The following is a 25,976-nucleotide window of genomic DNA, read 5'->3' on the forward strand; positions in this document are numbered from 1 at the left end:
AGAAAATCACATCTCAAAAACACTTAAAACACACTGAAAGTCAATAGTTTGTATTTAGACTGTTTTAAAATAAGCTCGGTTTTAGAATTTAATCTCTAACGTTGTATAAAAGTTTCTGTTAGCTGATGGTATAATTCCTGGTCCTGGATATCCTGTTGCACGTCTAGTAAAATACGCAGTGTCTAAAAGGTTGTTTACACCTGCTTCTAGCTTAAACTTCTTGTATTTATAAGATAGTGATACATCTAGAATATTGTAAGCAGGAATCTCTCCAATAACTCCGCTTAAATTACCTTCGACAGCATTTGTGGCATCTGTAAATTGAGACGACAAGTATGTATATTGAATATTAGATAAGAAGTCTTTATAACCAAGTCTTATTCCTGTTTTTATGTTATAATTAGGTATAAATTCTACTTTATTACCTTCTACTCCATTCTCATCAGACTTAGTGTATTCTGAGTCTACAAAAGAGGCATTAACAAAGTAATTAAAGATATAATCTTTATTATTAAGGAATAAACTTTCTAAATTAAATTCTACTAAACTCTCTACACCATATAAAACAGCATCACCAACATTACCACGTTCGCTCTTTACACTTGTATCTGAACCTACACGTTGTACAAATCCAATTCTATCGTTATAAAAAAGACTAAAGGCACTAACATCATAAGATATTTTATTGTTTAACTTTCCTCTAATCCCGGCATCTAAGGTTAAACCATTTTCATCATCAATATCTGGATTAATGGTAAATGCAGGATTAACAATACTAATATCGGAAAACGTAACAGAACGGTAGTTTTGAGACACGTTTCCGTATAACTCAAAATTAGTTCCTGGTTTGTAACTTAGTCCTAAACCTAATAACACAAAAGAACGCTCTCTAGTTAATGCATCTTCATTTTTTTCATTTAAAATAACATTACCAGCTGCATCTGTATTTATTTGTCTAAAAAAACCATCACTTTGCGTGTTTATATATTCAAATCTAAAACCTGGTGTAACCGATAATTTATCGTTTAAATAGATAATATTCTCACCAAAAACAGCAACATTTAAATTAGGATACGTAAAGTCTGACTGATTACTATAGTTCGGAAACGTATCGTATTGAAAATCGAAATTAGGATCTGAGCCAGCACTTCCCGGACCTTGTTCCGATGTGTTTTCTGCCTTGTAAAACTTAGCACCAATTAATCCAATTGACTTTTTATTAAAAAGACTGTAATTGGTTAGTAATCGTGTTTCGAATCCATAATTATTAAACTCTCCTTTTATTAAATCTCTTACACCATTAGCATCTGGTTGGTCTACACGGTTACTTCTAAAACCTAAAGCATTTCTAGAGGCATTCAATCCGAAGGCATTAAAAGTAAAATTAGTATCCTCAGAGAATTGGTGAGATAATTTTAAATTATACAACAACCAATCTACTTGAAACCAGTTACGTTCTCTGTTACTTTGGTAGGGATCTTCTTCAAATTGAGAATCGTTTAATCCTCCACCTTGTTTTGCTAAATATCTTAAATAAGAAACTTCACCTTCTACCTTAGTTTTATCATTAAACTGATAGCCTAAATGTGCAAATACATTTTTAGATTCGAAGTTAGAATTATCTCTAAATCCATCTCCTTTTTTGTAATTAAAATAAGTGTAATAACTAAACTTTCCTTTTGTGCCACTCGCACTAGTAAAGTTAGTATACAAGCCATTACTACCAATAGTATTTCTTGTAATTACCTCTAAAGGCTTTTTAGTATTTGGTGTTTTTGTTTTAAAATTAACCAAACCTCCAAACTGTGTTCCGTATTGCAAAGAAGCCGCACCTCTAACAATTTGAATTTCTTGTAAAGCTTCCGCTGGTGGAGAATAATAACTCTCTGGGTATCCTAAAACATCGGCACTAATATCGTAACCATTTTGGCGTGTATTAAAATTAGCTGTTCTATTAGGATCTAAACCACGACCACCAATATTTAACTGCAAACCAGCATCGTCGTTTTGGTAAATATTTAAACCTGCTACTTGGCTGTATAATTGTCTTGCATTGTTTGTACCTAAACTGGCCATAGACTGGTCTATTAAAACCACCTCTGTTTTTTTACCAGCATAAATAGCAGTCTCTTCTACATCTTTTAAGCGTTTTAAACTAAATGCTTGTGCTTTTCTAGAGGTTAATTCTACTTCAGATAGTGTTGTTTCAGCAAAAGGCAATAACGTGATTTTTACATTCTTATTTTCGCCAACATTAATGGTTTGCTCAAGTACATTGTATTCATATGTAAAAAAAGTTAAAACAATGCTTTCTTCTTCTGTTTCAACTTTAAAAAATCCATTAGCATCAGACTTTGCTAAAAGGCCTAAGTTTTTACTGTAAACCTCAACGTCTTTAAGTTTCTCTCCTTGCTCATTTACTATCACACCTGTAATTTGCTCTTGAGCAAGTGTTACAAAAGTGATAAGTAATGTTATAATTAGTAAGCTATAGTCCTTTAATTTCATCTGTAAATGGTAAAATCCAATGTTTATGTTTAAACGATTCTTTTTCTTGGTACAAATCTACGCTTTCATCAATAAATAATTGACTTAATCTGCCGTTTAAAGCCACATAACTTTTAGCATATACTTCTACGCCTTTGTGACCTTGTTTGGTAAAATGATTGCCTAAATAATGTGCATACTCTAAAATAAAATCAGGTTGAAAACTCATTTGTTTTTCCTGTAAAGGCGTTAAAAAATCTGAGTTATTAACTAGAAACGCGTTGCCTTCTTCATCTTTTATTTTAAAAGTAGTGTTACCCATTTTCTCCATTAGCATTACACGCCAAGACAAACGGTAACCTTCTTCTGTCCAAAACAATTCGCCAGGATATAACAGGTATCTAAACGGAAACACCAATTGCACCACAAAAAACAATCCTAGCATTGGTAGCAATAACTTGCTATACCTTACTTTGTAAACGGTTTTATAGTCTATTTTTTTCGCTTTCGCGGAAGTAAATGCCAGTAACGACTTGATTTTGCTTAATATTTTATGATGAAATGAAGCATCAAAAAAGATTAATGCACTAACAATCATTACAAACGGAAACATCCCGATTGGAAACAATATTCGTGTAAACACATGAAAAAAGATAACCATTACAAAGGCTGCAACTCTAGTACGTTTATACAATAAGAAAAACGGAATCAATAAATCATACAACATACCTGTCCAACTCATAGCATAATAAAACCATTCTTGTTGCATTAGCGTATCGCCTATAAGTGGTAAATCGTATTTAGAAGGCAACCATATTTTTAAAGGCTGTGCTTTTAGTAACCAATCGCTATTTATCTTAGCTAATCCTGCGTAAAAATAAACGATGCCTAAAAGTAGTTTTATACCATCAATAGTCCATCTCGGAATAGTTTTATAACTAATCTTTGAAGTATAATTGTCTAGTGAGAAAGTGGCATTCGCTGGTAAAAAAATCATTAAAAAGCTAAGTATGCTTATAAAGTAATAATGATTTAAATACGTGGTTTTATCCATGAGCTCTATATACGTAAAGCTGATGAAAAAGGTAATAATTGCTAATCTATATTTATAACCTATAGCTACAAAGAAAGCAGACAAGCCACAGATTAAAAACAGCAAATAAGTATAATCGCCTAAGGTTTTAACCCATTCGAATCCGTAGTATTTAAAATGAAATTTTGGTTGAATGTAAATGGTGTCAATCCATCCTTTTAACCAATAACGAATCATGCCGTAACACATCATTAATCCAAAACCAATCCTGAACACAGCTAAAGGCGCTGCATCTGTAGTTTTATTTAAATATGTTTTTATGCTAAAATCCATAATGCAAAAAAAAGGTTGATTTATAAAATCAACCTTTAATAAAATTAGTGTTCCTTAAAATTAATCTCCATCAGCATCTACGTAATCTACGCTTACATTAAATGCTTGTAGCATATCTACCTTAAAAGATATTACTACTAGTTGTAATGCATCGTAAGCTTCAGTCATTTTTGTATTATCTGTTTCAACCTGCGTTTTTAAATCTGCATTTAAAACTTGTATTTTTTGTCTAGCATTATTAATTCTTGTATTAATTAATGTTGCTAAATCTGCTCTATCCAATTCAATTAAATAGTTATAAAAACCTTCTCCTGTTGGAGACGTACTTGTTGCTTTACCATTAAAGATATTTTGCACATTATCCAATGCTATAATAGATAAATCTCTAGAGATTGTTCCGTTATAAACAGCTTCAGCTTTATCTGCTAAAGGATTTGTAGAAAACACACCTGCAGGAATACCGAATTTATTCGCTCTTAATCCTTTTTCGTAATAAAAAATATAATCGTTTATAAACTTATTTACTGCGCTAGATACAGTATTACTTGTACTGCTAATAAAAACAGCTCTGTAATTAGTTGTCCAATCTGTTAACACAGTTTGTGTTAAGCTATTCATTTGTGCAATTAAATCTGTTAAGTAAGCTGCGTAATTTGAAGTTGCATACTTATTTAAGATTTCAGTATCTGTAGCAGCGATACCGTGTAACATATAATCTACAGCAGGAAAACCTACAGCATCATTATTACCTACTGCTGTTAAATCGTAAGTACCATTAGCAATATTTGCTTCAATGTCTGCAGTAGTTGTAGGATACACATTCATTTGAAAACTGTATTGTAGCACTTCGGCTTGACCGATATTAAAAGGCTCTACTAATTGCCAATCTTTATATGCATTAACAAAAGCAGCTCTTAAATTATCTAAATTAGTTTGGTTTGGTGTTGCTGTAAAAGTATCACCAAGAGTAGCTAAAGTTTCTAATCCAGTTTTTAAATCTTGATATCTTGGAATAATTATATTATCTGCCAAGTTAGTTTGCATAGCAGCTCTATTGTAATTATCCGGAGTACTGCCACTGCCATTGTCAGAATCATCAGACCCAGAACAAGCCGCAACTATTAGCATTAAAGTAAAAATGTAAGCTAACTTTTTCATAAATATTTTTTTCTTTTTCAGTGTGCAAAAATAAGAATAGTAGACGTTTATAACAAACGTCTACTATTTTAAAACTTATAAGTTATTAACTACCAGCTTGTGCTGTAGTAAAACTAAACTCTGCAGAAATTGTATCTGAGATTGTATCTAATGTCGCTGGTGTAATATCCCAGAAACCATTTCCTGTCATTAACTGGTCTGTTAATAATAGTACTTCGTCTTTTGTTAAGTAAGGCTCTGTAGTACCAGGCTTTCTTGTAAACTGTAAGCTATAAACAAAACCGTAAGCTTCAGATAATGCATGAAATGCTGATGCCATATCTGTACCTAAATTCGCTTTACCTTGTTGTAAATAGTAAATACCTCTTACAGCTATTACTTGAGAAATTTTAGCTCTAATAATTTCAGCTTGAGCATCACGTACATCATAATCTTTAGCTACAATTGCAGCACGACCTAATTTAAAAGCATTGAAAACATCTAAAGCAATACCTGAAAAATCATCATCTCCATCTACTTTTGCTAAGTATTCACTTAAAAACTTATCTGCTTCTAATACAGGAACAGCAGGATTATCTTCGTTACCATATAAGTAACCAAAAGCCTCATCCCATTTGTGCTCCATAGTTGTGTAATTATTAGTACCATCTAAAACGTCTGCATTGTTATTTGCAACGTTATCTCCTGCATCTAAAACAGCAGTACTTAAGTAGTTGTTTAAAATTTGATCAACCATTAAGGCTCCTATTAAACTTTTAGCAAATGCTTGGTTATACTCTAAACCTTTTGCATTTACATAACGTGTAGAACCTCCACCTGCTTGTTGTATTTGTCCTGCAACACCAGAAGTTGCTGTAGTTGCCCAATTTGGGAATACATTATTTACTTGATCTTGTATGTATAAATCGAATGTTGATTTAATAACACTAGCGTCTGTAGTATTAGCTGCAAAATAATCTGTTGATGCTGCTACTTTACTTCTTACACTTTTATCTGAAGCATTAAGAGCTGCATCACTAAAATCGTTAGCGTTTTCAACGTGAGCAAACATATTATCTAAAGTTAACTCCGTGTTCGCAGTATTAACTAATCCTGAAACAATTTCTTGAGCCATTTGGATACGTGTTGTTTGTCCTCCAAAACTAACTGTACTTGCTGCATCTCTTTCAAACACATAAGTATCTGGAGCTGTTACATTGTTTGTTACTACAGGTGTTCCTCCATCGTCGTCACTGTTACAAGATGTGAATCCTAATGTTGCTAAAGTGGCTAATCCTAATACGAATTTCTTCATTTTAATTTCTTTATTATTATTTAGACTAATTACAAATAGACTTGTAATTCGACTGCAAAAATAAAAATGAAAAGTAATTTAAACAAGTTTATTTAGACTAAATTTAAATAAAAAATGAAATAAATTTTAACGGACTATTGCACAAGTAGTTACGCGCATTGTTTTTTAATGATATTTAGTAAAAATCTTTGTCGCTTCATTATAAGAGCTCTCAAATGACATTGCATTTAAGTTTGAAGCCTTCTTTGTCGTTAGGTAAGACAGTACTTTTTCTGTAGGCATATTACCCGTTAAATCATCTTTTGCCATTGGGCAACCACCAAAACCTTGGATGGCTCCATCGAATCTTCGGCATCCTGCATTATAAGCAGCATCTACCTTCTCAAACCATGTAGTTGGCGTAGTATGTAAATGTGCACCAAATTCTATATCCTTATATGCAGGAATTAAATTAGAGAAGAGATAATCTATATTTTCTGGGTCCGAAGTACCAACAGTATCGCTTAAACTCAAAATCTTAACACCCATTTTACTTAAGCGCTCTGTCCACTCTCCTACTATTTCTACACTCCATGGATCTCCATAAGGATTACCAAAGCCCATAGAAATATAAACCACAACCTCTTTATTTACTTGGTCTGCTCGGTTTAAAATCTCTTGTAACGTTACTACAGACTGCGCTATCGTTTTGTGCGTATTACGCATTTGAAAATTCTCTGATATAGAAAACGGATAACCCAAATAATCTATTTCTGGGTGTTTACAAGCATCTTCTGCTCCACGAGTATTAGCAATAATAGCTAGTAGTTTACTCGTTGTTTTACTTAAATCTAATTGAGATAACACCTCTCTTGTATCTACCATTTGCGGTATTGCCTTTGGAGATACAAAGCTTCCAAAGTCGATAGTATCGAAACCTACGCGAAGTAAAGATTGAATGTATTGTACCTTCTTTTCCGTGGGAATAAAAGTTTTTATGCCTTGCATGGCATCTCTTGGACATTCTATAACTTTAACGTGGTCTTTCATATTAAATTCAAAGATAAAAAAGATTAGTCGTTTACAAATCTTTATTCTTTATAGATTATGGTAAAATTAACGCGCCTAAAAAGCCAAACCAAATAGAAAACACTAAATTAGAGACTATTAACCCATAAATTATAAGACTCTATTTTTCCGAAAATAAAATAAAAACTGCAATCCCTACAAACACAATTATTTGTAACCATTTTAAAACAACGCCTATGTTTTTATGAGATTTTAAATATGAAGAGATTGAACCTGCTAAGATTGCTATTATTGAAAAAATTATAAATGACGTTGCCATAAACAATAAGCCTAAAACATAAAACTGTTTTACAGAACTTGTAGTTTCAGAATATAAAAAACCTGGAAAAAAAGCCAAAAAGAAAATGGAAACTTTAGGGTTAAGCACATTCATAATTACACCTTGCTTAAACAATTGCAACATGCTTTTTTTGGGCACTGCATCACTATTTAAATCAACTTTGGCATCACTTTTATATACCTTATAGGCTAAGTATAACAAGTAACCAGCGCCAAAAGCTTTAATAATAAAAAACAAGGTATCGTTTTCTTTTAATATTGCAGACACTCCAAAGGCTACTAAAGTGGTATGAAACAAACATCCAAAAATAAGTCCGCAAACAGTTGCTAGACCATACTTAGTTCCGTTTACAATGCTTTGCATTAAAACATAAATATTATCTGGTCCTGGCGATAATGATAATACGGAAGTTGCTATTATAAACGCTATGAGTGTATCGTAATTCACTTAATAAATTTTGATAAAAATAGCTTTTTATTGATGTATAATAATATTATGTAAGTTTTATTTTTCTTTACGACCAACTAAATATTAATCAATGACATATGAAAAAAACTACTCTATTAACATATTTAGCATTCAGTCTTGTTATACTTTTTAGTATTAACAGTCATTCACAAAGTTCTGCTATCTACGATGTTACTTTTAATAGTACTTGGAATGCTAGCGAACACACTTCTATTCCAGCAAACGATCACTATTCTAATTTGGTTGGAGCGACACATAAAAATGAAAATGAATATTTAGAGCTAGGTCAAAATGCCTCTACAGGTATTAAAAACATGGCTGAGTTAGGAAATAATGGTACTTTTATGAATGAGGTACAGAGTTCTACAAACACAAAAGAATGGCTTGATAGTGCTTTCTCTCCAAACAATGCTGAAAACGGAAGTGCCACAATTACTAATATTGAAGTAACTGAAGAACACCATTTATTAACTTTGGTCTCTATGATTGCACCAAGTCCAGATTGGTTTATAGCCATAAATAGTTTAGATCTTAGAAATGATTTAAATACAGACTGGAAACCATCTTTTACACTAGATGTTTTCGTGTATGATTCTGGTACAGATAGTGGAAGCAACTATAATTCTGCCAATGCACCAACAAATCCAGCAGTAGCTATTTCCATGATTACTGCCGCACCATTTAATAGCAATAAGGTTGGCGAATTGGTTATAACTTTTAAATCTTCGACTTTAAGTACTCCAGAATTTGAAAGCGTAGAAAAACTAAAATTATTTCCTAATCCGTCTTACGGTAACGTTAGTATTTTAGGCAGCTCAATTGCTAAATTAAAATCTGTAGAAATCTATAATATTCTTGGGAGTAAAGTTAAAGACATCTCTATTTCTACTTCTAATAATCGTTTTGAACTGAATACCTCAGACTTAAATAAAGGTGTTTATTTAGTTAAAATGAATGATAATAAAGGAAACTCTAAAACTCAGAAATTAGTCTTACAATAAGGCCTTATTAATGCGTTTTACAAGCGAAGGTCCTTCGTATATAAAACCTGTATAAATTTGTACTAAATCTGCACCTGCTTCAATTTTTGCTAAGGCATCTTCTGCAGAGTGTATGCCTCCTACTCCAATAATTGGAAAGGATTTTTTACTCTTATCAGATAAATATTTAATAACCTGTGTAGACTTTTCTAAAACTGGTTGTCCGCTTAAACCTCCGTTTCCTATTTCAGTAAGTCTTTCTTCAGATGCTTTTAAACCTGATCTATCGTTAGAAGTGTTACTGGCAATTACACCATCAAGACTTGTCTCGGCAACTAATTCTATAATTTCATCTAACTGTCCGTTATTTAAATCTGGAGCGATTTTTAAAAGTATTGGTCTTTGTTTATCGAATGTTTTATTCGCAGCTTGCACTGCACCAATCAATTCTAACAAATAATCTTTATCATTTAATTTTGCATGACTCCCAACATTTGGGCAACTTACATTCAATACAAAGTAATCTACGTACGGATGTAAAGCGTTAAAACACTCTAGGTAATCTTTAGTATAATCTTCTGGTTTTGTCTGCGTGTTTTTACCAATGTTTCCACCAATAATTAGCTTGCCTTTATTATTTTTAAGTTGTGTTATAGCAGCTTGGAGTCCTTCATTGTTAAAACCCATTCTATTAATAATCCCTTTATCGTCTTTAAGTCTAAACAAACGCTTTTTAGGATTCCCTGCTTGTCCTTTTGGTGTTACTGTACCTATTTCTATAAAACCGAAACCAAAGTTTGCTAATTCGTTATACAAAACCGCATTTTTATCGAAACCTGCTGCTAATCCTACTGGGTTTTTAAAGGTTAAACCGAAGAGTTTACGTTCTAGTTTAGCATCTTCAATAAGAAACATGCTTCTATACAAAGCTGCTACTCCAGGAATTTTTGAAGTGAATTTTATTAAAGAAAAAGTAAAATAATGAACCTTCTCGGGATCGAAAAGAAAAAATAATGGGCGTAGTAATAATTTGTACATCTAATAATGTTTGCACAAAAGTACTTCTAAAAAAAAAGATGAACAATTCAAAAGCCAAAAAACTTAATATTTGTAACTTTGAAACTTAGAGGATTATTAAGTTTACTCACTCGAATTCATAAAATAAAACATTGATAAAATGATTTCAAAACAAGATATAATAAAACGCTTTGTAGGTTACGTAACAGTTGATACAGAATCGGATCCAGAAAGCGACACAACACCAAGTACTGCAAAACAATGGGATTTAGCAAACATATTAGTAGACGAGCTAAAGGCTATTGGCATGAGCGATGTAACCATAGACGAGAACGCTTATATTATGGCAACTTTACCTAGTAATGTTGACCACGACACACCAACTATTGGTTTTATTTCGCATTTTGATACAACTCCCGATTTTACAGGAGCCAACGTAAAACCTCAAATTATTGAGAGTTACGATGGTAAGGACATTATGCTTAACGAAGCTGAAAACATTGTGTTGTCTCCAGACTATTTTGACGATTTATTATTATACAAAGGTCAGACCCTAATTACTACGGACGGTACTACGCTTTTAGGAGCAGATGATAAAGCTGGAATTACAGAGATTATTTCTGCAATGGAATATCTTATTGCTAATCCGCAAATAAAACATGGAGACGTTAAAGTTGGCTTTACACCAGACGAAGAAATTGGTCGTGGTGCACATAAATTTGATGTTAAGAAATTTGGTGCAGATTGGGCTTACACAATGGATGGTAGCCAAATTGGAGAACTAGAATACGAAAACTTTAATGCTGCAGGAGCTGTTGTTACAGTAAAAGGTAAAATAGTACATCCTGGTTACGCTAAAGGTAAAATGGTAAACTCTATGTACATTGCTACAGAGTTTATAAACTCTTTACCACGCATGGAAACACCAGAACATACAGAAGGTTACGAAGGTTTCTTTCACTTATATTCTATTAAAGGAGAAGTTGAAGACACTAAATTAGAATACATTATTCGTGATCATGATCTAGGACATTTTGAAGCACGAAAGGAAGTGATGCAAAAATTAACTAATGAATTAAATACGCAATACGGCAGAGAGGTTATTGAAATAGAGATTAAAGATCAATATTTTAATATGAAAGAAAAAGTAGAGCCTGTAATGCATATTGTTGATATTGCCGAAGAAGCCATGAAACAAGTAGGTATTAAGCCATTAATTAAAGCCATTCGTGGTGGAACAGATGGTTCTCAATTAAGTTATATGGGTTTACCTTGTCCTAATATTTTTGCTGGCGGACATAATTTTCATGGACGTTACGAGTACGTTCCAGTAGAAAGTATGATTAAAGCGACCGAAGTTATTTGCAAAATTTGTGAGCTTACTGCAGAGAAAAAATAAACAGAATTTTATTACTATAAATTTAACAGCCAAGACATATTTTGTTTTGGCTGTTTTTGGTTTTTACGAACTTGACTTTGTAAAATAAATAGTCGAACTTCGTTTAACGTACGATATAAAACATTGAAACGCTTTTATATTAGAGAGACATTAAACGAACCTCTTCAAAAATTATAAAACATTAATTCTGAAGAAAAAAAGTAAAACCAAACAATAGCCAAAGCATATTTTGTTTTGGCTGTTTTGGTTTTACGAACTTGACTTTGTAAAAGAAATAGTCGAACTTCGTTTAACGTATGATTTAAAACAATGAAATGCTTTTATATCAACGAGACTTTGCAACAATATGAGAACAGTACTTATTTTAATGTTTATTTTAAGCTTCAACGTAGGTTTCGGTCAAGAAATTTTTGATTTTGAAAAAGAAATTGATTCATTAGAAAATTATCATTCTCAAGAGATTAATTTTCTTGATACAAAAGAAAATATTAAATTAAGTGGAACCTTAATAACTCCTAAAACAAATTTCTCTAAAATAGTAATTATAGCACCAGGAAGTGGAAAAGATACAAGACATTCGCATTACGTTATGGCTGAGAGATTTTTGAAAAACGGAATTGCTGTATATAGATATGATGATAGAGGAATTGGGAAATCTGAAGGTAAATATAAACGAAACATAAAACAGAATATTTCCGATTTATATTATGCATTCAGAAAGCTAAGGCAAGTTGATTCTTTATCTAACAAAACTATTGGGATACTTGGTCATAGTAATGGTGGTTATGCAAGTGTAAATGCTTTGCAAAAAGGATTGAAAATTGACTTTTTAATTTTAATGTCAACACCAATTGAAAAAAAAGGAGAATTTTTAAATCATAAATTTAAAACTAAAAAAGGAAAAACAACTTTTAAAGAAGTTTATGAAAGTTTAAAAATTCCTGTTTTATTTATTACAGGAACTAATGATACAGTAGTTAATAGTGTAAACACATACAAACTTTTAAAAGAATTAAACAATCCGAAAATTGAAATACAAATTTTGGAAGGCTTAAATCATTTTTTAAGAATTGGAATTGATAACTTTTATAAAACTAAAGATTATAATTCACTTTATGAAATTGATGAAAATGCTTTGAATATTATAATCAAATGGACAACAAATACTGTTGCCAACACTGTATAAAAATAATGCTTAAATTAGTGCTTAATTAAAGGTTAGTGCTCTTTTGTTACGTCTGATTTTCCTTCGGAAAATCCTCGCACACAAAACCGCACTATTCTTATACAACAACGTAAAACGAATCTCTTCAAAAATTATAAAACATTAATTCTGAAGAAAAAAAATAAAACCAAACAATAGCCAAAGCATATTTTGTTTTGGCTGTTTTGGTTTTACGAACTTGACTTTGTAAAATAAATAGTCGAACTTCGTTTAACGTATGATATAAAACATTGAAACGCTTTTATATCAGCGAGACATTAAAAACGAAAATCTACAAATGAAACGTACACTATTCTTTTTATTATTGTTTTTTATAATGAATACTTTGAGCGCTCAAATTCAAAAGACATATTACGAAAATGGTCAAATAAAGCAAGTTGGAGAATATTTAAATGGAAAACAAGTAGGGATTTGGAAAGCTTATTCTGACAATGGAAAACTAAATGTATTCGCTCAATTTGAAAATGGCAAACCAACAAACGAATGGAAGTTCTATCATTATAATGGAGCATTAAAAGAAATTGGAAAATTCCATAACGGATTGAAAATTGGAGAATGGAAAAGCTTTTATGATAATGGCAAACTAAAAGAAATCGGAAAATTTAAAGATGGAAAGTTTCAAGATAAATGGAAAGTATTTTATAAAAATAGTATTTTAAAAGAAGTTGGGAATTATAAAAATGGTGAACCAATTGGCAAATGGAAAGAATATCATACTAATGGAAAAATAAAAAGTGTAGGGGAATTTATAAACGGTAAAACTTCAGGTGAATGGAAAGGTTATTACGATAATGGAAAATTGTCTTCAATTGGAAAATATGATAATGGAAATAGAAATGGAAAGTGGGTATTATATTATGAAAATGGAAAAATAAAGGAGACTGCAACATTTGAAAATGGCACAATGATAGAAAGCTCTGAAAACAACTAACGTTTGCTAACAAAGCATATAACTTATTGCTAGTTCTACCTTGCTTACGAAAATCCTCGCAATTAACCATAAACTAAACGTTAAACGAACCTCTTCAAAAATTTTAAAACATTAATTCTGAAGAAAAAAAGGAATCCCAAACAATAGCCAGAATACATTTTGTTTTGGCTGTTTTGGTTTTTAGAAACTTGACTTTGTAAGATAAATAGTCGAACTTCGTTTAACGTATGATATAGAATATTGAAACGCTTTTATACCAACGAAACATTAGCACAAATATGAAAAAACGCATCCTGACAATATTAACTTTTCTGATTTCAGCTATAACTTTTGCTTGTAGTTGCGATATACCAAAGCCGATTCTTGAATTTGAATCTGCTGAATATGTTTTTGAAGGTAAAGTTGTCTCTAAAGTTTATGCGATTGACTCTTTGACTTACACCGTTACTTTTGAAATTTCAAAGCACTATAAAGAAAGTGATAAGCCAAAAATAATGGAATTCACTTTCAAATCTGAAGGAAAATATACTGGCGAATGGACTTCGTGTGATTGGAGTGTAAATCAAGACGAAAACTGGCTTGTGTATGCAAACTATTGGAATGAAAAACTGACTTTTGGCTACAATTGTTCAAATTCAAAACCTTTATGCAGAAGAACTATTTCAAAAAGTGAGCAGAAAATTTTAGACAATGGAAATTCTTTCAAATTGGAAAATTACATTTATCAATTTGAACACGATTTTAATTACACAAAACCGATTTCTAATATTGATTCTATATTAAAAACTGGAAAAATTAAAGATTACGAAAGACCTTTTACTTGGTTAAAATTATTTGTTGATAAAAACGGTAATCTAAATTCGGTAACTACACACATTGGTTATCAACTTAAAACAGATTCAATATTCAACCTTCCAACTGAATTTAAAATAAAGTTAAGAAAACCACTAACTGAATTTGAGAAAGACGCAATTGAATTAGTGAAAAAAATCCCGAAATGGGAAATAAAAAAGCATAAAAAAACGAATGTTCCTGTTCCTTATATTCGACATTTAGCGATTGAATTTAATAAAGAAAAAAAGGAATGGAAATACGAATTATAAAATACTTGTGCTAACACCGTGTATAATTAATGGCTTGTTTTAAGCCTACTTACGAACATTCCTGCGGAATATTCTATCTGTGATTTATTTGCTAACTTAGTTGCCTAAATCACGCAACCAATCATACACAACAACGTTAAACGAACCTTTCCAAAATCAAAGAAAACATACGAAACTCAAATCAATAACCTTAAAGGTTTTTATTGAAAACTACAATCCCAAAAAGAACAGTTTTAATGCAACATTTGTAATAAATGTTACAATAAAATCGCTCTATCTGTCGTATTTTTATAGTCTAAATCAAGGCTATGGAAGACATGCTCTTTTACGATAGATTGCAATTCGCATTTACTATCACTTTTCATTATATATTTCCACAATTAACCATGGGATTATCTTTATTGATAGTCTATTTTAAATGGAAATACCTTAGAAATAACCTTGAAAAATATAACAACGCTGCAAAATTTTTCATGAAAATTTTTGCTATCAATTTTACAATGGGCGTTGTAACAGGTATTCCTATGGAATTTCAGTTCGGTACTAATTGGGCTAAATTTTCTGAATTAACCGGTGGTATTATTGGCCAGACTCTAGCTATGGAAGGCATGTTCTCTTTCTTTTTAGAATCTTCTTTTTTAGCACTCTTTATTTTTGGTGAAAAACTAATGGGACAAAAACTACATTTTTTAACCGGATTTTTAGTCTTTTTAGGCTCTTGGGCAAGTGGATGGTTTATTCTAGCAACCAATGCTTGGATGCAACATCCAGTAGGTTACGAAATTTTAGACAATGGTAAATTTGTATTACAAAACTTTTCGGCATTATTTACAAACCCGTGGCTTTTGCCAGCTTTTCTGCATAACCAACTAGCCTCTGTTGTAACGTCTTCTTTTGTAGTAGCTAGTATAGGTGCTTTTTATGTTTTAAGAAATAAACAAACAGAATACGGACAATTATTTTTAAAAACCGGAGTTGTTTTTGGATTAGTTTCTAGTATTTTATTAGCTTTTCCGACGGGAGATTGGAATGCTAAAAATGTAGCAAAGTACCAACCTGCATCTTTTGCAGCTATGGAAGGAATTTTTGAAACCGAGGACGCAGGAGCCGAAATTGTATTGGTTGGGCAGCCAAATATGGTAGAAAAGAAGCTTGATAATAAAATTGCTGTACCTAATGTATTAAGTTTTTTAACGCACCAAGAATGGGATAAACAAATTCCAGGAATGGATCAATTTAAAGAAGACGAATTACCAGACAATATTCCTGCGCTTTATTACTCCTATCATATTATGGTTGGTTTAGGCACTATATTTATTGGCGTAATGGCACTAGCACTTTTCTTTTTATGGCGAAAAAAACTCTATAGTTCTAAAACGCTCCTATGGACTATTATGTTTTTGGTTCCGTTTCCATACATCGCCAATATTACTGGTTGGTATGTTGCAGAATTAGGTAGACAGCCTTATTTAGTTTATGGCTTATTAAGAACAAGCGACGGTATTTCTCCAACAGTTTCTTCTGGTAACACCTTATTTACATTACTTGGCTTTGTTGCTTTATACATGTTACTAGGCTTATTATTTTTAGTCTTGGTTGGTAAAACTATTAACCAAGGTCCTAAACCTCAAACACATTAAATCATGGAAGTATTTTGGTACATAATAATCGCAACTGTTTTAGCCATGTTTTTTATTCTAGATGGCTACGATTTTGGAACAGGAATTATTCATTTATTCTTTGCCAAAAAAGAAGAAGACAAAGAAGTTATTGCAAAATCCGCAGGTTTGTTTTGGGATTCTAACGAAGTATGGCTAGTGGCTGCCGGAGGAATGCTATTTATGGCTTTCCCTACGTTTTATGCCTCCGTTTTTAGTGGTTTTTACCTGCCACTAATAATAGTATTGTGGCTAATTATTTTTAGAGCTATTGGCTTAGAATTTAGAGGTCAGTTTCATTATCAAATGTGGAAAGATATTTGGGACAAATCCTTTGGAGTAGCAAGTTTATTATTAGCCTTATTTTTTGGTATTGCATTAGGCAACATTGTTAGAGGTGTAAATTTAGGTGGTGTAGAAAACGGAGTCTCTGTTTACGAAGGTCATTATTTTTTCCTACCCTTATGGGATAGTACATTTAGTCCATTAAGCAAAACTCCTGGGATTATAGATTGGTTCACAATTATTATAGGCTTAATATCTGTTGTAACTTTAGCAATACATGGTGCTAACTGGATTATATTAAAAACAAATTCCTCTATAAACAACAAACTTAAAGGTGTTATTTTTAAACTAAACATTGTTTTAGTTATACTCACACTATTTTCTATAATTGTATGGCAGATAGTGAACCCAAATGCCTTAGATAATTTTATTAATAGACCTTATTTAATCATTTTTCCGATTATTTATATTACTGGATTAGTTGGGTTGTTTTTTATTAAGAAACTTAAAAAAGATATTTATGGTTTTACCTTCTCAACCTTATTAGTGTTAGGTGGTATAACCTCCTCTTTGGCTTCATTATTTCCAGTAATTTTACCATCAATTAATAATATTAATGAGTCTTTAACTATATATAATACTTCGGCGTCAGAATATGGTTTATCGGTAGCCCTAAATTGGGGAATTATAGGTTTTATTCTTCTTTTTGTCTACATGATTATTCAAAAAAGATTAATGGGTGGAAAAGTAGATAAAATGGATTATGGACATTAGTAAAAAGATACTGTTATGACAGATACTTTAATTTCTCTAATTAGCATTCTTATAGGTATAATTGGCTCTAATAGTGCTGGTTATATTCTAAAAAAATATTCCTTTGGTTTAATCGGTAATACAATTGCTGGTGTTTTTGGGAGCATATTCTTAATTAAGACCTTAGGAAGGTTCGGTTTTAATCCGTTCTCTATAATGGCAGATGGAATGTTTCATGTTTGGCTATTTATTATCAATTGTATTGTCTCTCTTTTAGGAGGTGCTTTAGCTGTTATTCTTATAAAAAAGTTAAAGAATAAAATGAATAACAATAATAAAGTGTAAATTTAAATTCTATTAGTTAACCTATTCTATTATATAAGACCTTAAACTTGAAAGCACCAAATTCTGAAAACACCTATATAGAAACCAACACCATTGAAGCTTCTGAAGAAGACTATCTCTACATTAAGCTTTCGCAAATACAAAATGCGGGTAACGGATTATATACTGCCATAAATATTTATAAAAACGAAGTAATAACTATATTTAAAGGAGAAATTTTAAATGCTAAAGAAGCAGAAGAAAGGACGCAACAAAATAACGACAAGTATTTTATTAATCTATTAGATGGCACCATTTTGGACAGCATGCATATAGATTGTTTTGCAAAATATGCGAACGATACTAAAGGCTTAAGTGATAGTCCTTTTAAAAATAATGCAAAAATAACTCTAGACGATGATAATAATGTTTGCATAAAAGCAACTAAAAAAATTAAATCTAGAGAAGAAATATTTTGTGGTTATGGTAAAGCGTATTGGAAAAGGCATGGCTAATAATTAACGAAAATATTAAGAGGTAAAAATAATTATAATGTAAATTTTACCTAAAGCTGCTCTATAAAATATATCTATTTATTACAAATTATTGGCAATAACAACTCCTTATAGACTAGAGAGTTGTTTCTCTTAAATTTAAAGAAAAATCTATTGTTCGAATAACCGTATCTGTAGGTTCTTTAGACTCTAAACGGTTCACTAATATTTGTACAGAAGCTTCGCCTATAGCATCACTATGTTGTGCCACTGTAGACAATTTAGGACTTGTAAAAGGCAACACATTATCATCACTAAAACCAATGATAGACATCTCTTTAGGAATAATGTAACCTTTCTTTTTAGCCGAATTTAAAGCAACAACACCAGATATATTGTCGATTGCTACAATTCCATCTATTGTTTTATGAGTATTTAAAAATGCTTCAATTTCAGCTTCTAAACATGAAATTTTAGCTATTTTCATTTCAATTAAACTACTGTCATAATGTTTAGCATCTTCTATAGCTTTATAACAACCTTTAGCTCTAAGTTTTCCTACACTAAGTCCATCTATATTATTTATCAAAAGAATATTTTTCCGCCCTTCTTTTATAAGCTGCATTGTTGCATCATAAGCAACTTGAAAGTCATTCATAATAACTTTATCACAATCAATTTCATCTGCAACACGATCGAACATTAGAATAGGAATTTTTTGGTCTAGAATATCCTTGAAATGATCGGTTTTCTTTTTAATTTGGGTTTCTTCAGCAATAGACATAATAAAACCGTCTACACTACCATTAGCTAAAAGCTCAAGACTATTTGCTTCTTTTTCATATAACTCATTAGAGAGGCATGTAATTATATTATAACCTTGCTTTGCAGATTCCTTTTCAATACCATATAGGACTTTAGCAAAATAGTGATTTAAGATATCTGGAATAATTACACCAATAGTTTTTGTCTTACTATTTTTAAGACTTAAAGCCACACGATTAGGCTTATAATTATACATTTTAGCTGTTTCCTTAACGCGTGCTACTGTTGCTTCACCAATTTCATTACTTCCGTTTAAGGCTTTTGAAACTGTTGAGATAGAAACATTTAGTTTTTCGGCTAATTCTTTTAGTGTAATCATATTGCGTATGAATGATAAGTAGAACAAGATAGAAAATATACTTATTAAAGTATAATAGAATGCTTATTTCCTTTTAAAATGAAGTAAATTCTCAAGATTCCACGTTAAACACCATCAAATGCATATTTTGATACGTTATGCGCTCACACTTCTATTTTAGATAATAGTTTTCCTGTTTTAGGATATAAATCTTACTACACTATTACCATTCCATAAATCAACACAAAGCATATCTTCTTCCTCTATTGAAAAACCATCGCCAAATCCCATACTATTAGATATTTCTACTGCTACGCGTTCGTTACTTATTCTTGCATTACTATTATCGAAATCGAAAGCCTTAATTTTTCCTGTTAGTGTATCTATATAATACATGGTAGATTTATCTTTAGCCCAAACAATACCATTAAAAAGACTAATACCATCTAACCTTTATTTTACATTACCTGCTTTATCTATTTTATATAAACTATCCTTGTTCTTTTTTTTGATTAAGATGCATAGAGCCAACCCAAAGATTTCCTAATGGATCGCATTTACCATCGTTAAATCTATTTTCTATAAGTTTTGATTCGACATTAGATAATACCGAAAAAATACTTGCTGTTAAATCTAATTTACAGACATCATGTTCTAATGCTACAACAACTTCTTCTTTTGTAAAAGGCTCTACCATAACAATCTACGATGGTGTTTGAAATGCAATTTTAGTTTTTGTTTTTGACTCCTAAATTAGGAAAGACTTTTCCTATAATATCAATCAAAAAAACTCATATATTTTATAATTCCAAAGTGCACCTTCCACAAGTGCCAGTCCAGCTCAATATTCCAATTTAGCAACATGAGGATTATTACTTACTTATTTATTTAGTAGTCACTCTTTTTGAAGACTCTTGAGCTGCTAGTTTTCCGTTAAATTAAATACAAAGTCATAGTATTAGGTTACTAGCAACAATTAGGCGGTTTTAAGCACATAGCCCTCTATATTTAGAATTGATGGTAAAATATAGTGGGTTAAAAATAAAAAAAACAATACTATAAGTTAGAGCAAAAAAAAACCTCAAGCATAAGCTTGAGGTTTTAAATATGTAATTAAATAGAATTACTTTTTTATTTTTGCTGGTGCATTTAATGCTCTACTGCTTTCCATTGAAATGGCAGCACGATCGAACTTTAGCTTTCCAGACATAGTTTCTATAATGCAACTACTATCTTTTTCGTTAAGCTCTGCAATTTTACCATGCATACCGCTTTTAGTAATTACTTTATCTCCTCGTTTTAATTCTGAAGCGAACTTTTTTTCATTTTTAGCACGTTTCATCTGCGGTGCAATCATAAAGAAATACACTACAGCAAACATCGCTACTATAGGTAGCATACTCATAAGATCTCCCATTACTTAATAACTGGAGATAATGGAGTTGCTTTTGCTGGTGCGTTAGGATCTGGCTTAATAAAAGCAGAAATTTTAACAACTTCTCTACCTTTTTCTGTGTTAGCAGTTACTGTAATTGCTTTAGATATCTTGTTGTTTCCTTTACCATTAAATTTAACTGTAAACTTTCCTTCTGCTCCAGGAGCTAAAGGTTCTCTAGACCAATCTTTAGGAATAGTACAACCACAAGAACTCTTTACATCTGTAATTACTAATGGAGACTCTCCTGTATTTTTGTATGTAAATACTGTTTCAACTGGAGTACCGTTAATAATTTCACCAAAATCGTGCTCTGGTCTATCAAATTGAATTACAGGAAATTTAGATGCCGCTTGATCTCTTACTGCTGCTGCTGCAACCTTTGTATCGTCTACTGCGTTTGTTGCATCTTCTTTACATGAAGTTAATGCTATCATGCATAATGCGCTGAATAATAATACTACTTTTTTCATAATTTAATTTTTTAAATATTTTGGTATTTCAATGCAAAAATAAGAATATTTTTGAACTACATCAAGCCACGACCAATTTTATTTAGTTTTCCTTCAGTTTGATATTCTTTAACAAGTTTATCTAAAATACCGTTAATAAAAACGCTACTTTTTGGTGTTGAATATTCTTTAGAAACTTCTAAATATTCGTTAATAGTTACTTTTGTAGGTATCGATGGAAAACTTTGAATCTCACAAATTCCCATTTTAAGCAACATAAGATCTATACTTGCAATACGATCACTATCCCAATTGGTAGTTTTCTTAGAAATCTCTTCGGTTAAAGCAGTTTGATTTAACAACGTTTTTTTAAACAACTTAATTGCAAACTCTTTATCCTCTATATCCTTATACAATTTTGGTAAAAAATGAAACGCACTAGAATCTTTCTTAACTTTACGTAATAACTTAAGTATAGTCGTGTTAACGGTAGGCAAATCGTCTAACCAAGTTAAATGTTTGTCTTCTAAATAATTATAAAGTTTGTCGTTAGGTGCAACTATTTCTTTAAATACATCTACAATAAAATTACGATCTGTATTAAAAGTTGTTGTTGTTGTTTCTAGATATTCTTTATAAATATCGCTAGCTAACAATTCTTTAAAAATAACATCTACGTACTCTGTATCAAGCTCCCAATTATTAATATGGTTCGCTTCAAATTTTGCCTGCAATTGCTCATTGTTTTTAAGCATTGCGAGTACTTCGTTATTTACAAATTTACGATTTGGATTTTTTTCTTCCGCTGTAGCTAAATGCTTTTGCGTAGTTTTCTCTAAATGACTTTCGGCACGTTTTTGTACCTCTATCATTAAAGAGAGCATTAGTAAATATAGATTGTACATATTATCTATACTATTTAACAAAAATCTTTGATCTTTTGAAAAATCATCACTTTCACTACCACTAAAGGCATAAAGTACTTGCATTACTTTTATTCTAATGTGTCTTCTACTTAGCATCTTTACAAAGAACTTAAAAAAATTAGAGCGAAAGTGATGGTCACTTTCGCTCTGCAAAAATAGTATATTTTATGAATACTAATACCAATTATTAATTAATATTAATTGCTAGAATTTTCTTTTTTTCTTGCATCAATTCTTCCTTGTGCAATATTTAATGCTGCTTGATGTGTTGTAAGGTTATTTAAATCAGCATTATTTAATATTTCTAAAGTGGTATTATAGATATTTTCGGTTTTACGCATAATTTCAGTTTTGCCATAATTCTCTAATTCTGCGTAAACATTAATAATTCCGCCGGCATTAATTAAGAAATCTGGAGCATAAACAATACCATTACCTTGCAGTATTTTACCATGAATATTTTCGTTTTCCAATTGGTTGTTTGCAGCTCCTGCTATTATTTTTGCTCGTATTTTATTAACAGTTTGATCATTAATAGTCGCTCCTAATGCACAAGGTGCATAAATATCTACATCTTCAGAATAAATATCGTTTCCTCTATAAATTTGTGCTCCATATTTTGAGCTTACCTCGTTAAGGCGTTCTTCATTTATATCTGTAATAATAACTTTTGCTCCTTCATTTGTTAAATGCTCTACAAGTGTTTCGCCAACATGTCCAATACCTTGAACGATTACGCTTCTATCTTCTAAAACATCCGTTCCAAACTTATACTTTGCGGCAGCTTTCATTCCCATAAAAACACCATAAGCAGTAATTGGAGAAGGATTTCCTGCTCCTCCTTTACTTTCCGATATTCCTGTAACATAAGGTGTAACCTCACGAACTAGATCCATATCGCTCGTTTCCATACCTACATCCTCTGCAGTAATGTATTTTCCGCTTAAGGAATGAACAAATTCACCAAAACGCCTCATTAATTCTGGCGTTTTTTGGGTTTTAGCATCACCAATAATTACAGCTTTTCCGCCTCCAAGGTTTAATCCTGTAATGGCTGCTTTAAAACTCATACCACGAGAGAGACGCAGGACATCGTTTAATGCTTCCCATTCGTTATTATATTGCCACATTCTTGTTCCTCCCAAGGCAGGACCTAATACAGTATTATGTATACCAATTATTGCTTTTAATCCACTATCTTTGTCGTTGCAAAAAACTATTTGTTCGTGATTATCGAATGATAATTGTCCAAATACTGGATCGATTTTATGTAATTCGTTTGTGTTTAAAACTTCTGAAACCATAGATTATTCGTTTAATTAATTTAGGTTACATTTTACAGATTCCATAAAATGAACACGCTAAAATAACAAATATTGATATTATTGCAAAAATAAAGCGATTAAATTATGTATTTCATAATTGAACTTATAACACCAAAACTGTAAATGAAAGAATTACAGCATCTTAATAAATATTTCTTAAAATATAAAACGCAATTATTAATTGGAATTGCAATTACAATTATCTCAATTCTCTTTAAGGTATATGTGCCAAAACTAATTGGGTCTATTATAGACATTGTAAATAACCAATTACAACATCCTGAAAATTCGCTTGTAGATTTCAAGAGCCAGTTACTAAATAATATTTTGCTTATTATAGGTACTGCAATTATAGCAGGCGTATTAACTTTTTTTATGCGCCAATACATTATAAATGTATCGCGTTATATAGAGTTTGATTTAAAGAATGAAATCTACCAACAATATCAAAAACTCTCTCTAAACTTCTACAAAAAAAATAGAACTGGAGATTTAATGAATAGAATTAGTGAAGATGTTGGGCAAGTAAGAATGTATGCAGGACCAGCAATTATGTATAGTATAAATACCATTACTTTATTTGTTGTTGCTTTAGTTTTTATGTTTAAACAAGCTCCAATACTTACGCTTTATACTATTATTCCATTACCTATTTTATCTGTTTTAATCTATTTAATTAGTAAAGAAATCCACAAACGTAGCACAGTTGTACAAGAATATTTATCTAAACTTTCAACCTTTACTCAAGAAGCGTTTAGTGGTATTTCTGTTATTAAAGCTTATGGTATTGAACCACAAACACAAGCCGATTTTAATACACTAGCCAAGACCAGTAAAGAGAAACAATTAAGTTTGGTTCGTGTGCAGTCGTTCTTTTTTCCAATGATGTTGCTACTTATTGGTATTAGTAACATTATAGTTATCTATATTGGAGGTAAACAATATATTAATGGTGAAATCTCCCTTGGAAACATTATTGAATTTATAATTTATGTAAATATGCTAACTTGGCCGGTAGCAACTGTAGGCTGGGTAACATCTATTGTTCAGCGCGCTGAAGCATCCCAGAAACGTATAAACGAGTTTCTAAAAATTGAACCTGAAATAAAAAACAATAGTCCTGAGCCCTCTCTAATAACAGGTAACATTGAGTTTAAAGATGTCCATTTTACTTACGACGACACTAATATTAAAGCCTTACAAGGCGTTAGTTTTAAAGTGAATTCTGGTGAAACACTTGCTATAATCGGTAAGACCGGTTCTGGAAAATCGACTGTACTAGATCTAATTGGAAGACTTTACGATATTGATAAAGGTGAATTATTAATCGATAATAAACCAATCGATAAACTTAACCTTACAAGCTTAAGAGATGCTATTGGTTATGTGCCGCAAGATGCCTTTTTATTTAGTGACACTATAAACAATAATATAAAATTTGGTAAAGAAAATGCGTCTAACGACGAGGTGATTGCTGCTGCAAAAAATGCACAAGTCCATAAAAATATTGCAAAATTCACTAATGGTTACGAAACCATTTTAGGAGAACGTGGTATTACTTTATCTGGCGGACAAAAACAACGTGTTTCTATCGCTAGAGCAATTATTAAAGAACCAAAAATACTATTATTTGATGATTGCCTTTCAGCTGTAGATACAGAAACCGAAGAAAAAATTCTAAACAATCTTAAAAATATATCGACTGGAAAAACGAGTATAATTGTAAGTCACAGAATCTCTTCAGCTAAAAATGCAGACCATATTATAGTATTAGACGATGGCAAAATTGTACAGAACGGAACACATAACCAACTTATTGACAGCGATGGCTACTATAAAGACCTTTACTTAAAGCAATTGAGTGAAAGCGCTTCTATTTAGGTAATAAATCTATTAAAAGAAAAACCTTAAAATGTTGCGTGGTTTTATTTTTTTTATATTTTTGAAACACAATAACAACAAACTACAATTATGCATAATAACGAGATGATGGAGAAAGAGGAGATTTACTCTAAGGTTTTAAGAGCTGGAAGGCGTACTTATTTTTTTGACGTTCGAGCTACTAAAGCTGGAGATTACTACTTAACAATTACGGAAAGTAAAAAGTTTACAAATGATGATGGCTCGTTTCACTACAAGAAGCATAAAATTTACCTATACAAAGAAGATTTTAAAGAGTTCAATACTATTTTACAAGAAATGACAGATTATGTTATTGCTGAAAAAGGTGATGAAGTCATTAGTGATCGCCATCAAAAAGATTTCAAAAAAGAGTACGATACTCCAACTGAAACAATTACACCTGATGCTGCCGAAGAAGGAACCTCTGCAGAAAGTAGATTTACAGATGTAGATTTTGACGATATATAAAACAAACCAATAGCCTTGGCTACTAATTTTAAAAACACTGTTTCTTACGAAATGG

25 protein-coding genes are annotated in these 25,976 nt (G+C 31.3%); 11 read left to right on the forward strand and 14 right to left on the reverse strand.

Annotated elements, in window-relative coordinates:
• Window positions 1-81: 81 nt before the first annotated feature.
• From ASC44_RS16165 to ASC44_RS16190, 6 genes are all read right to left on the reverse strand, one after another.
• Window positions 82-2,508, reverse strand: a complete 2,427-nt coding sequence (locus ASC44_RS16165) for a TonB-dependent receptor family protein (protein ID WP_083476330.1) — start codon at window positions 2,506-2,508, stop codon at window positions 82-84.
• Complete coding sequence (locus tag ASC44_RS16170) at window positions 2,489-3,853, reverse strand: HTTM domain-containing protein (protein ID WP_055448660.1); 1,365 nt, start codon at window positions 3,851-3,853, stop codon at window positions 2,489-2,491. Before ASC44_RS16170 ends, ASC44_RS16165 begins: the two co-directional genes overlap by 20 nt.
• Before the next feature lie 60 nt (window positions 3,854-3,913).
• Entirely contained in the window at window positions 3,914-5,011 is a 1,098-nt protein-coding gene (locus ASC44_RS16175) for an imelysin family protein (protein ID WP_055448661.1), read from the reverse strand.
• Between the two features lie 85 nt (window positions 5,012-5,096).
• The gene (locus tag ASC44_RS16180; protein WP_055448662.1) at window positions 5,097-6,305 is read right to left on the reverse strand and encodes a DUF4856 domain-containing protein; all 1,209 of its coding nucleotides are present in this window, start codon (window positions 6,303-6,305) and stop codon (window positions 5,097-5,099) included.
• 165 nt (window positions 6,306-6,470) lie between these two features.
• Complete coding sequence (locus ASC44_RS16185; protein ID WP_055435341.1) at window positions 6,471-7,334, reverse strand: hydroxymethylglutaryl-CoA lyase; 864 nt, start codon at window positions 7,332-7,334, stop codon at window positions 6,471-6,473.
• Between the two features lie 139 nt (window positions 7,335-7,473).
• The gene (locus ASC44_RS16190) at window positions 7,474-8,100 is read right to left on the reverse strand and encodes a LysE family translocator (RefSeq protein ID WP_055448663.1); all 627 of its coding nucleotides are present in this window, start codon (window positions 8,098-8,100) and stop codon (window positions 7,474-7,476) included.
• A 98-nt stretch (window positions 8,101-8,198) separates the two neighbouring features.
• On the opposite strand from ASC44_RS16190, the gene ASC44_RS16195 reads away from it, so the two are divergent.
• Entirely contained in the window at window positions 8,199-9,122 is a 924-nt protein-coding gene (locus ASC44_RS16195) for a T9SS type A sorting domain-containing protein (protein WP_055448664.1), read from the forward strand.
• On the opposite strand, the gene ASC44_RS16200 is transcribed toward ASC44_RS16195, so the two are convergent.
• Window positions 9,114-10,139: a quinone-dependent dihydroorotate dehydrogenase gene (locus ASC44_RS16200; RefSeq protein WP_055448665.1), complete on the reverse strand. Its 1,026-nt coding sequence runs from the start codon at window positions 10,137-10,139 to the stop codon at window positions 9,114-9,116. The genes ASC44_RS16195 and ASC44_RS16200 overlap by 9 nt on opposite strands.
• Window positions 10,140-10,278: 139 nt before the next feature.
• Here ASC44_RS16200 and pepT point away from each other — a divergent pair, with 139 nt between their 5' ends.
• From pepT to ASC44_RS16240, 8 genes are all read left to right on the forward strand, one after another.
• Window positions 10,279-11,517 (forward strand): peptidase T, encoded by a 1,239-nt coding sequence (gene pepT, locus ASC44_RS16205; RefSeq protein WP_055448666.1) that lies wholly within the window; start codon window positions 10,279-10,281, stop codon window positions 11,515-11,517.
• 346 nt (window positions 11,518-11,863) lie between these two features.
• Complete coding sequence (locus ASC44_RS16210) at window positions 11,864-12,703, forward strand: alpha/beta hydrolase (RefSeq protein ID WP_055448667.1); 840 nt, start codon at window positions 11,864-11,866, stop codon at window positions 12,701-12,703.
• Between the two features lie 316 nt (window positions 12,704-13,019).
• Complete coding sequence (locus tag ASC44_RS16215; RefSeq protein ID WP_083476331.1) at window positions 13,020-13,673, forward strand: toxin-antitoxin system YwqK family antitoxin; 654 nt, start codon at window positions 13,020-13,022, stop codon at window positions 13,671-13,673.
• Window positions 13,674-13,951: 278 nt separating this feature from the next.
• Window positions 13,952-14,776 carry a hypothetical protein gene (locus ASC44_RS16220; protein ID WP_055448669.1) on the forward strand — a complete coding sequence of 275 codons (825 nt, stop codon included), beginning with the start codon at window positions 13,952-13,954 and terminating at the stop codon, window positions 14,774-14,776.
• A gap of 308 nt (window positions 14,777-15,084) precedes the next feature.
• Window positions 15,085-16,416 carry a cytochrome ubiquinol oxidase subunit I gene (locus ASC44_RS16225; protein ID WP_055448670.1) on the forward strand — a complete coding sequence of 444 codons (1,332 nt, stop codon included), beginning with the start codon at window positions 15,085-15,087 and terminating at the stop codon, window positions 16,414-16,416.
• Window positions 16,417-16,419: 3 nt separating this feature from the next.
• Entirely contained in the window at window positions 16,420-17,493 is a 1,074-nt protein-coding gene (cydB, locus tag ASC44_RS16230) for a cytochrome d ubiquinol oxidase subunit II (protein WP_055448671.1), read from the forward strand.
• A 15-nt stretch (window positions 17,494-17,508) separates the two neighbouring features.
• On the forward strand, window positions 17,509-17,817 hold the full coding sequence (locus ASC44_RS16235; protein ID WP_055448672.1) for a hypothetical protein: 309 nt from the start codon (window positions 17,509-17,511) through the stop codon (window positions 17,815-17,817).
• 47 nt (window positions 17,818-17,864) lie between these two features.
• Window positions 17,865-18,311: an SET domain-containing protein gene (locus tag ASC44_RS16240; RefSeq protein ID WP_241491445.1), complete on the forward strand. Its 447-nt coding sequence runs from the start codon at window positions 17,865-17,867 to the stop codon at window positions 18,309-18,311.
• Window positions 18,312-18,426: 115 nt separating this feature from the next.
• On the opposite strand, the gene ASC44_RS16245 is transcribed toward ASC44_RS16240, so the two are convergent.
• From ASC44_RS16245 to ASC44_RS16275, 7 genes are all read right to left on the reverse strand, one after another.
• Window positions 18,427-19,434 carry a LacI family DNA-binding transcriptional regulator gene (locus ASC44_RS16245; protein ID WP_055448673.1) on the reverse strand — a complete coding sequence of 336 codons (1,008 nt, stop codon included), beginning with the start codon at window positions 19,432-19,434 and terminating at the stop codon, window positions 18,427-18,429.
• Between the two features lie 177 nt (window positions 19,435-19,611).
• A complete protein-coding gene (locus tag ASC44_RS18460) occupies window positions 19,612-19,854 on the reverse strand; it encodes an SMP-30/gluconolactonase/LRE family protein (RefSeq protein ID WP_083476332.1) in 243 nt (80 codons plus the stop codon).
• Between the two features lie 49 nt (window positions 19,855-19,903).
• Complete coding sequence (locus ASC44_RS18465; protein WP_055448675.1) at window positions 19,904-20,110, reverse strand: SMP-30/gluconolactonase/LRE family protein; 207 nt, start codon at window positions 20,108-20,110, stop codon at window positions 19,904-19,906.
• 426 nt (window positions 20,111-20,536) lie between these two features.
• A complete protein-coding gene (yajC, locus tag ASC44_RS16260; protein ID WP_055448676.1) occupies window positions 20,537-20,830 on the reverse strand; it encodes a preprotein translocase subunit YajC in 294 nt (97 codons plus the stop codon).
• Window positions 20,830-21,321 carry a DUF1573 domain-containing protein gene (locus ASC44_RS16265; protein ID WP_055448677.1) on the reverse strand — a complete coding sequence of 164 codons (492 nt, stop codon included), beginning with the start codon at window positions 21,319-21,321 and terminating at the stop codon, window positions 20,830-20,832. The genes yajC and ASC44_RS16265 overlap by 1 nt, the downstream gene beginning before the upstream one ends.
• A gap of 56 nt (window positions 21,322-21,377) precedes the next feature.
• Window positions 21,378-22,289, reverse strand: coding sequence for a transcription antitermination factor NusB (gene nusB / locus ASC44_RS16270; protein WP_055448935.1), 912 nt, complete (start codon window positions 22,287-22,289; stop codon window positions 21,378-21,380).
• Between the two features lie 134 nt (window positions 22,290-22,423).
• Entirely contained in the window at window positions 22,424-23,530 is a 1,107-nt protein-coding gene (locus tag ASC44_RS16275; RefSeq protein WP_055448678.1) for a Glu/Leu/Phe/Val family dehydrogenase, read from the reverse strand.
• A 144-nt stretch (window positions 23,531-23,674) separates the two neighbouring features.
• Here ASC44_RS16275 and ASC44_RS16280 point away from each other — a divergent pair, with 144 nt between their 5' ends.
• Together ASC44_RS16280 and ASC44_RS16285 are read left to right on the forward strand one after the other, a co-directional pair.
• Entirely contained in the window at window positions 23,675-25,432 is a 1,758-nt protein-coding gene (locus ASC44_RS16280; RefSeq protein ID WP_055448679.1) for an ABC transporter ATP-binding protein, read from the forward strand.
• Window positions 25,433-25,522: 90 nt separating this feature from the next.
• Window positions 25,523-25,921 carry a PUR family DNA/RNA-binding protein gene (locus ASC44_RS16285; protein ID WP_055448680.1) on the forward strand — a complete coding sequence of 133 codons (399 nt, stop codon included), beginning with the start codon at window positions 25,523-25,525 and terminating at the stop codon, window positions 25,919-25,921.
• Window positions 25,922-25,976: the final 55 nt, after the last annotated feature.

The organism is Lacinutrix mariniflava, from assembly GCF_001418015.1.
Taxonomy (GTDB): Bacteria; Bacteroidota; Bacteroidia; order Flavobacteriales; family Flavobacteriaceae; genus Lacinutrix; species Lacinutrix mariniflava.